This window comes from Actinocrinis sp. (assembly GCF_035946395.1).
In the GTDB taxonomy this organism is placed as follows: Bacteria; Actinomycetota; Actinomycetes; order Streptomycetales; family Catenulisporaceae; genus Actinocrinis.
The window spans coordinates 1-9,093 of the sequence record NZ_DASYZI010000155.1 but is presented as its reverse complement, the minus strand read 5'-3'; the positions used below and the strand labels follow the sequence as shown (position 1 = coordinate 9,093).

Annotated in this window: 5 protein-coding genes; 3 read left to right on the top strand and 2 right to left on the bottom strand. The window is 68.5% G+C overall.

Features of this window, described 5'->3' with window-relative positions:
* Positions 1-646: 646 nt before the first annotated feature.
* The 3 genes from VGS97_RS09970 to VGS97_RS09960 all read left to right on the top strand — a co-directional run bounded on the left by VGS97_RS09970 (position 647) and on the right by VGS97_RS09960 (position 5,569).
* The gene (locus tag VGS97_RS09970; RefSeq protein WP_326853042.1) at positions 647-2,059 is read left to right on the top strand and encodes a pectinesterase family protein; all 1,413 of its coding nucleotides are present in this window, start codon (positions 647-649) and stop codon (positions 2,057-2,059) included.
* Positions 2,060-2,275: 216 nt separating this feature from the next.
* The gene (locus VGS97_RS09965) at positions 2,276-4,615 is read left to right on the top strand and encodes a sialidase family protein (protein WP_326853041.1); all 2,340 of its coding nucleotides are present in this window, start codon (positions 2,276-2,278) and stop codon (positions 4,613-4,615) included.
* Positions 4,616-4,969: 354 nt separating this feature from the next.
* Complete coding sequence (locus tag VGS97_RS09960; protein WP_326853040.1) at positions 4,970-5,569, top strand: hypothetical protein; 600 nt, start codon at positions 4,970-4,972, stop codon at positions 5,567-5,569.
* A gap of 36 nt (positions 5,570-5,605) precedes the next feature.
* Here VGS97_RS09960 and VGS97_RS09955 read toward each other — a convergent pair whose 3' ends face one another.
* Both VGS97_RS09955 and VGS97_RS09950 read right to left on the bottom strand, forming a co-directional pair.
* Positions 5,606-8,449 carry an AfsR/SARP family transcriptional regulator gene (locus VGS97_RS09955; RefSeq protein ID WP_326853039.1) on the bottom strand — a complete coding sequence of 948 codons (2,844 nt, stop codon included), beginning with the start codon at positions 8,447-8,449 and terminating at the stop codon, positions 5,606-5,608.
* A 391-nt stretch (positions 8,450-8,840) separates the two neighbouring features.
* Positions 8,841-9,093: hypothetical protein (locus tag VGS97_RS09950; protein ID WP_326853038.1), on the bottom strand; the 253-nt coding region annotated here is incomplete at its 5' end.

Genomic DNA, 9,093 nt, shown 5'->3' with positions numbered 1-9,093 from the left:
CCTGCATGCGTGATGTGTGATATCAGCGGTTGAAGTTTCACGTAAAGCGAGCCCCGGACACGTCATCCGGCAAGGCGCGCTTCCACCCCCGCCGGGTCGGCAGAACTTCCGGCGAGCGCCTTGAATTCAAGCACTTGTCGACCGGCACCGCCACCCGATTGGCACATCGAGTAATTGGTCGGCTGCGTTGTGTCGCGCTGTGCTGCGCTTTTGTCTGACGGGAGCAGGCCCGCCGCGAGCGTCCGCCGCCCGTTCGGCGTAACGAGCGCGATGCTGTATGCAACTTTCGGTGGGTTTCACGAGGTTTGTCGGCGGCGATTGCCGACACGTTGACCGCAGTGGGACCGGCGGCTAGGTTCCCGCCGCATTCGGGCACTGCCCCGCGCAGAAGCTTTTCAGGGCGCTCGCACGACCCGCGTGACCGCCGTGACCGCGCCGGAGGGAAGAAGGAAGAGGGCTGCGTTGGTAATGCAATGGTTTGTTGGTTTCTGCGTTTATTCCTGTGGATGTTAGCGCTCACTTGGTGGCCCGCCGTCCGCGGCGTGGCCCGCATGCATCGGTTCCCTGTGACAACCGCGAGAACGGCGGCTCGGCTGCACCGTCGGGCGAGCCCGGCCGTCTCCCAGACACGGAGTAGGTGTTCCACATGAGATTCACCGATCATCGGCCCTGGCTGGCCAGCGGCGCGGCTGCGGCGATCGTCGCCGCCGGGATGACGGCCGCGGCCGCCCCGTCCGCGTCGGCGGCCGCTGGATGTCAGGTCTCGTATTCCATTTCCAGCCAGTGGTCCGGCGGCTTCGGCGCCACCGTCATCGTCACGAACCTCGGCAGCGCGGTCAGCAGTTGGACGCTGACCTGGTCGTTCAGCGCCGGGCAGGCCATCACGCAGCTGTGGAACGGCAACTACACCCAGTCCGGCGCGAACGTGACCGTCACCAACGTGTCATACAACGGCTCCATCCCGACCGGCGGTACCGCCAGCTTCGGCTTCAACGGCTCGTTCACCGGGAGCAGCAACCCGTCCCCGGCGAACTTCGCGCTCAATTCAGTGGCCTGTACCGCTGCCGCACCGACGAGCGGGAGTCCTTCCGCCACGGCCAGTGCCACCGCTACCGCCAGCGCCACGAGTAAGCCGAGCCCGACCCCGAGCCCCACGCCGAGCCCCAGCGGCACCGCGACTTCCGGCACGCCGACCGTCGCCGCGGACGGCACCGGGAAATACACGACGGTCCAGGCCGCGATCGACGCGGTCCCGGCGAACAACGCCAAGCCGGTCACCATCACGATCAAGGCCGGAACCTACCGCGAGGTCGTCACCATCCCGACGAACAAGCCCTACATCACGCTGCAAGGGCTGGGCTCCTCGGCGAGCGGCACCGTGATCGTGGACAACCACAGCAACGTCGGCGGCTACGGCACGGCGGGCAGCGCGAGCGTCTTCGTCGAGGGCCACGACTTCACCGCCTCGAACCTGACGATGTCCAACGACTACGGGGTGGGCAGCCAGGCCGTGGCGGCGAACGTCACCGCCGACCGGGCGCTCTTCTCGAACGTGCGCTTCCTCGGAAACCAGGACACCCTGCTGGTCAACGACGGGGCGCGCGCGTACTTCGTGAACTCCTACGTCGAGGGCACCGTCGACTTCATCTTCGGCGGCGGCACCGCAGTGTTCAACGCCTGCTCCATCTACGAGTCGCGTTCGACCGGCGGCCCGGTCACCGCCGCCAGGACGCCCGCGACGCAGACTTACGGATTCCTGATCTACGAGTCCACCATCACCGGTGCGGCGAACAACGTCACCCAACTGGGTCGGCCGTGGGGTCCCGCCGCGCAGGTGCTGTACATGGAGTCCACGCTCAGCGCCACGCTCGCGACCGCCCAGCCGTGGATCGACATGAGCGGCAACGTGTGGTCCAACGCACGGTTCGACGAGTACAAGGACACCGGGCCCGGGGCGACGATCAACAGCAACCGTCCGCAGATGACCGACGCGCAGGCGGCCGACTACACCCCGCAGAAGTACCTGGCCGGCTCCGATGGCTGGAACCCGATCGGCTAGCCGATCGGCCCGGCGGGCGGAGACCAGGCAGGGTCACAGTGTCCTGACTGCTGAGACCCCTGACGGGGCGCCTCGGCGGTCAGGCGCTGGGATGTCTGACAATTCAAGCGTATCAACATTCTTGCCGAACTCCCCCTTCGAATCTAGCATCCACCCACGCAGGGCCGTATCGAAGCGCTTCGATGACAATGGCGTTGGCTGGAGGCTTCTCGGATCATGCATCACACTCGTCTCTTCCGTGCATTGATTGCGGCCATCGTGTCGGCGGTGGCCGCGCCGCTCGGCGCCGGCTCCGGCGCGGTCGCCGCGACCTCCGCCACCACCGCGTCTGCCGCCGCTGCGTCCGCCACCAGCGCGTACACGTGGCAGAACGTGGCGATCGGCGGCGGCGGGTTCATCCCCGACATCGTCTTCGACACCGGCGCGGCGAACATCATCTATGCGCGTACTGACATCGGCGGCGTCTACCGCTGGAACCAGGCCGGCAGTTCGTGGACGCCGCTGATGGACTGGGTCGGCCAGAGCAACTGGGGTCTGATGGGCGCGGTCTCCGTGGCCGCCGACCCGATCAACACCGGCAAGGTGTGGGTTGCCGCAGGGATGTACACCAACTCCTGGGACCCCGGCAACGGGGCGATCCTGAGCTCGCCGGATCAGGGCACGACGTGGACCGTGACGTCCCTGCCGTTCAAGCTCGGCGGCAACATGCCCGGACGCGGCATGGGCGAACGCCTCGCCGTCGACCCCAACGATGACAACATCCTGTATCTGGGCGCGCCGAGCGGCCACGGCCTGTGGCGCTCGACGGACGGCGGAACGACCTGGTCGCAGGTGACCGCCTTCCCGAACGTGGGTAACTACGTGCAGGACTCCACCGACACCACCGGGTATCTCAGCGACGATCAGGGTGTGACCTGGGTCGCCTTCGACAAGGCCTCCGGCGCTCTCGGCAGCGCCACGCCGACGGTCTTCGCGGGTGTGGCGGACCTTCAGAACACGGTGTATGAGAGTACGAATGGCGGCGTCACCTGGACGCGTGTGGCCGGCCAGCCCACCGGTTTCCTGGCGCACAAGGGCGAGGTCGATCCGACCGGCGCCTACCTGTACATCACCACCAGCAACAAGGGCGGACCCTACGACGGCTCCTCCGGCGACGTGTGGAAGTACGCGGTCGCCACCGGTTCCTGGACGCGGATCAGCCCGGTGCCGTCCTCGAACACCTCCGGCGACTACTTCGGCTACTCCGGCCTGTCCATCGACCAGCAGCACCCGAACACGATCATGGTGACCGGATACAGCTCGTGGTGGCCCGACACGTTCATCTACCGCAGCACCGACGGCGGCGCCACGTGGAAGTCCGCGTGGAACTTCACCAGCTACCCGAACCGGGCCGACGCGTACACCCTGGACACCACTTCAGAGCCCTGGCTCAGTTTCGGCACGACGACGGCGGAGCCGGTGGAATCGCCGAAGCTGGGGTGGATGACCGAGGGCCTGGCGATCGACCCGTTCGACTCGAACCGGATGTTCTACGGCACCGGAGCGACCCTGTTCGGCACCACCGACCTGACCGACTGGGATGCGGGCGCGAAGTTCACCATCGCCCCGTTCGTCAGCGGCCTGGAGGAGACCGCCGTCAATGCCCTGATCAGTCCGCCCAGCGGCGCGCCGCTGGTCTCCGCGCTGGCCGACCTGGACGGCTTCGTGCACACGTCGCTGACCAGCGTGCCCGGCGCGATGTTCGGCGCCCCGCTGCTGAGCACCGGCGACAGCCTCGACTACGCCGAGCTGAACTCCGCGGACATGGTGCGTACCGGCGAGATCGACAAGAGCAGCAATCCGAGAGTCAACCGGATCGCATTCTCCACGAACGGCGGCGGCAGCTGGGCTCAGGGTATTGAGCCGACCGGCGTCACCGGCGGCGGCCAGGCGGTGATCTCCGCCAACGGGGCCACCGCGCTGTGGAGCCCGGCCGGTGTCGGGGTGTACTACACCGCGAACCTCGGCAGGAAGTGGACCGCCTCGACCGGGATCCCGGCCGGCGCAGTGCTCGCCTCGGACCGGGTCGACCCGAAGGAGTTCTACGGCTACAAGGCCGGGACGTTCTATGTGAGCACAGACGGCGGCCTGACGTTCACGGCGACGGCGGCGACCGGACTGCCGTCGACCGGCACGGTGTACATCAAGGCACTGCCGGGCGTGAGCGGCGATGTGTGGCTGACCGGCGGTGCGCCGAACGGTACGTCAGGCATCTGGCATTCGACGAACGCGGGCGCGAGTTTCACCCGGCTCGCCGGCGCCTCGGCGGCGGTCAACCTCGGCTTCGGCAAGGCAGCGCTCTCCGGCGGCTACCCGGCGTTGTACGCGATCGCCACGGTCGGCGGCGTGCAGGGCGTCTTCCGCTCCGACGACGAGGGCGTCACCTGGACGCAGATCAACGACGCCCAGCACCAGTGGGGCAACATCGGTGCCGCGATCACGGGCGACCCGCGGACCTACGGGCGCGTCTATGTCGGCACCAACGGTCGCGGCATCGTCTACGGCAACCCTACATAGCGAAGCCGAGGGCTGACATCTGCGGCGACTTTTCGCGGCGACATCGCGAAGACCGGTTCGTCGTGACGTGCCGTCGTCCTCGGGTAGGGCGGCGGCACGCCGCACGGCGGGTGCGCTTACGGAAGCATCTCAGCCTCGATACGTTTGCGGTCCAAGCGCTTTCGCTCGATGACGTTGGTTGCGACGCTGCGACTGCGGCCGAGTGGGTTGCATTCGGCCTCGACGGGAGCGGGGGCCATGGCGGGTGGCAGGTCCGGGATTGTGGTGGGTTCGGTCGTTTACACGGTGGCGGTTGTGGTGGCGGCAGCGGCTGACTGGATGAGTCCGTCGCTGACCCGTGACACGCCTACCGCAATGCTCGAAGCCGCCCCCGCGCTGTTGCTTGCCGCAGTCGCACTGCGGCCTGGCATCGCCGATACGTCGCGAGTCGCGCGGTTGTGTTTCGCCGCCGCGATGGTGCTGCTGGCGGGCGGTGTCGTGGTGACCAGCCGCGTAGTGGCTGACGCGCCTGCGCTTGTGCTCGGCACTGTCGCCACGGTCGGCGTCCTGCTCGCAGTGGGGTACCTGTTCTTGTTAGCCGGAAGTAGCGCCCGGCGACGTCGATGGACGTCGGGTGTCACCGCTCTGCTGGTGATCCTCGCCGCGCTTCCGGCAAGCTCAGCCATATCTGCGTGGGCGAATACGCCGAAGGACTGCGGCGTCGACTCCTGCGCGTTCAACGGTCTCGCGATCGTGTTCGGGTTCGTCCTCGCCGGCCTGCTGTTGCTGTTTGCAGTGATGGTGACCGCTTTCGCCGTCGACGTGCGCGCCGGAATCGGCGTCCTCATGTTCGGCGCCGGGATCGTTCTGTTGTCGTTCGTATCGCCGGCGGCGGAGCAGTTTGAGAGCGCGGCGTGCATCTGCATCATCTACGGGGGCTTGGCGCTGGCCGCGTTGCCGTCCCAGGCGCTGTGAGCTGCAAAGACATCCCGCGCCGGGCTCGGGATGTGGTTACAGGTCGCAGCACGTGCCGGTGACCTGTCCGGTTCGCAGGGCGATCTGGTCGGGTTGGGCGGCGAGGCTGCGGCGTAGTTCCTCGGCGCGCGGGTGCTGGATCTGTTCGAGGATTGTCAGGGCTTCTTGCCAGGTGTCGTGGGCGGTTTTTGTGTTGCCGGCGCGCTGATGGGTGTTGCCGAGGCGGATGAGAGTGTCGGCGTGTCCGTGGCGGTTGTGGGCTTGGCGGTAGAGGCCGAGGGCGCGGTCGTAGCAGGCGATTGACTCGTCGTATTGGCCGAGATGGTGGTGGGCCAGAGCGCGGTTGGACCATACGGCGGCCTCGCCGGGGTATTCGTCGGCGTCGCGCAGCAGGTCCAGGGCTTGGCGGGCGCAGGCCAGAGCCTGGGGGAAGTCGCCGAGCCGGCAATGATGCACGCTGATGTCCTTGAGCGCGGCGGCCTGTGCGACGCGGTCGCCTGCGGCTCGGGCGAGGGCCAGTGACTGCCCGATGTGCCGGTGCGCTTGGCGGTGGTGGTGTTGGCAGTCGAGGGCGTAGGCGATGCCGAGGTGGACCTCGGCCTGACGCGGGCCGCCCTGACCGGCGCCTGAGCGGGCCAGGGCGAGGGCGCGGCCGAAGTGGGTGTAGGCCTCGCGGTAGTCGCCGAGGCCGGCGAGCGTCAGGCCGAGGTAGTGGTGGGCCAGGGCTTGGCCGTTGCGGTCACCGAGGCGCTCAGCGGCCCGCAGCCCGATGCGCAGTGTGTCAGCCAGGTCGTGCCAGTGCCGGTATTGGCCGAGCAGTCCGGCGACAGCCGTGGTCAGCTGCCAGGCGTGCGTGTCGAAGCCGGCGTCGGCTGCGCGCGCAGTGGCGGCGATCAGGATGTGGTGCTCGGCGTCGAGCCATGCCAATGCGTGCCGGCTGTCAGGGTGCTGTTCGGGGATCACCCCGGGACGGGGCGGGGCGGCCGGTGCGCCGCTGGTGCCGAGGAGCGCGGCGGCGTTGTTCGCGCCGTGCAGGCAGTGCTCCAGTGCCCGGTGCAGTGCTGCGCGACGCTCTTCTTCAGGCTCCTGCGCGTGGGCTTGTTCGGCCGCGTATACGCTCACGAGGTCGTTGACGAAGCTGTGGCGGCCGGGAGTTTGTTCGGTCAACAGATGGACATTGGCCAGCTCCTGAAGCGCGTGGCGTGCCTGCTCGCGGGACACCGCGGCGAGACTGGCGGCGGCGGCCACGGACAGATCGGGGCCGGGGTACCCGGCCAGCAGCCGGAACATCCGCGCTGCCGGGCCGGTGAGGGCGCGGTAGGACCAGGACAACACCGCGCGCACGTTCGCGGCCGCGTCGCCCGCCTCCAACATGGTGAGCCGGTCGCGCGTGTCGCGCAGTTGGTCGACCAACGCGGCGAGCGGAAGGTCGGGGTTCGCGCAGGCGCGCGCCGCGACGATGTTCAACGCCAACGGCAGCCGGGCGCACATGTCGATCAGGATGTTGACGGCCCACGGCTCTGCGGCCACGCGGCCGGCACCGAGGCGGCGCGTCAGCAGCACGTGCGCATCGTCCGCGGGCAGAGGGTTCAACACCAACGAGTGCGCACCTTCGAGGGCTGCCAGGCTCGACAATCGATCGCGGCTGGTGATCAGGACCATGCATCCGGCCGAGCCGGGAAGCAGGGGCCGTACCTGCTCGGCGTCGCGGGCGTTGTCCAGCACGATCAGCATTCGGCGATCGGCCAGAGTGCTGCGGTAAAGCGCGCACTGTGCCGCCAGGCCGACGGGGATGTGGTCCTGTAGGACCCCCAAGGCGCCCAACAGTCGCCGCACCGCCGCCGCTGCGCTGAGCGCAGTGCCCGACGGCCCGAAACCACGCAGGTCCACGTACAGTTGTCCGTCCGGGAAGCGGTCGGCGTGCAGGTGCGCCCAGTGCAGGGCGAGCGCGGTCTTGCCGACCCCGGCCATCCCGTCGATCGTGCAGATCGCCACCGCGCCCGCGACGGTGTCGAGCGGATCGCAAGCCAGCTTGGTCAGCAGGCTCAATTCCGCGTCGCGACCGGTGAAATGCCGCGTCGTCGTCGGCAGCTGGCGCGGTACCGGCCTGCCTGCTCCCAAGGTGACGTGGCCGTGCGCAATGATCGCCGCGGGTTCGGCCGTTCTGTCGTCTCCGGTCAGGATGCGCTCGTGCAGCCGACGTAGCTCCGGCCCGGGTTCGACGCCGAGCTCCTCGACCAGCACCCGACGCGCCCGTCGATACGCGTCCAGCGCCTCGGCGCGCCGCCCGACACGGGAGAGTGCGGTCATCAACTGGACGTGGAAACGCTCCCGCAATGGATGCGCAGCCGTCAGCTCCAGCAGACCCGGCACCAGCTCTTCATGCCGCCCGACGTGCAGACCGGCCTCGGCCTCGTCCTCAAGCACCTGAAGGCGCAACTGTTCAAGCCGAGCCACGAACCCGTCCCGCAGCCCCTGCGATGGGATGTCGCCCAGCGGCGCCCCGCGCCACAAGGCCAGCGCCGCCGTGGCCGCGTCCGACGCCTGCGCCCATTGACCGCCACGAACAGCCGCACCGGCTTGGCCGCAGAGTCCTTCGAACCGCAGTGTGTCCAGTTCGTCGTGACCGACCTGGCACAGGTAGCCACGATCACGGGTGACGATCCAATCCGCCCCGGCATCGCCCAGCGCGCGGCGCAGCCGCATCACGTGCGAGCGCATCGTGCGCACCGCCTGCGCCGGCGGCGCCCCGTCCCACACGAACTCGGCGAGCTCATCCACCGCGACCGGCCGGTTCGCATGCACCAACAGCGCGGCCAACAACACCCGCAGTCGTATCCCGGACATCTGCACCGCCCGGCCGCCCTCGCCAATCACCACCAGCGGACCCAACAGTCTGAAACGCACGCCTTGCCCCCAGCCTCAGCAACCCCAGGAAGTCACAGAGTTCGATTACGCGTCCCCGTGCCGGATGCTACGCGCGTCGTACCTTGATTGCACTCCGTGATTGCGCGCCGTAATTTGCACTCCGCGCGAAACCGGCAACCCAGATAGGGAACTCAGGGGGAACACAGGGAGGGAACACAGCCCGCCGGCCTTTCTGCGCGCAGCAACTGGGCAGTGGTTGGCCGCCCCAAAGTTCACCTGCACAGTGGGGCCCGGGCGGATCGGCGTCTTGTCGGCGCGGGTGTCCAGTACCTGTGTCGGCGTGGTCGTGGTGTATCCGCTGCTTCCGGTCTGTCCGGCCGCGAAGTTCAGGTTCGAGGAGGGCTCACCTGCTGGTGGACGCGTGCTCTCCCCACCGAGCGGCAGCCCGTATCGCGATGCCGCTCAGGAAAGCCAGCGCTGCCGCTGCGACGCCCAGGTAGCAGCCGCTGCCGGGTTGCGGGGTGGCCGGCCAGTGGCTCTGGTCGCCGTTGAGGATCAGCACCCACTGAGCCGCCCGGCCGATCAGATCGAGCGCGCAGGCCAGCCCGAGGACGATCGCGTAGCGGGCGAGCACGGTGCTGCGGTTCGGCGGCATC

Bases quoted from the DNA above. Each gene is read 5' to 3' on its own strand.
- VGS97_RS09970 (WP_326853042.1), top strand. From the start codon at position 647: ATGAGATTCACCGATCATCGGCCCTGGCTGGCCAGCGGCGCGGCTGCG.
- VGS97_RS09965 (WP_326853041.1), top strand. From the start codon at position 2,276: ATGCATCACACTCGTCTCTTCCGTGCATTGATTGCGGCCATCGTGTCG.
- VGS97_RS09960 (WP_326853040.1), top strand. From the start codon at position 4,970: ATGCTCGAAGCCGCCCCCGCGCTGTTGCTTGCCGCAGTCGCACTGCGG.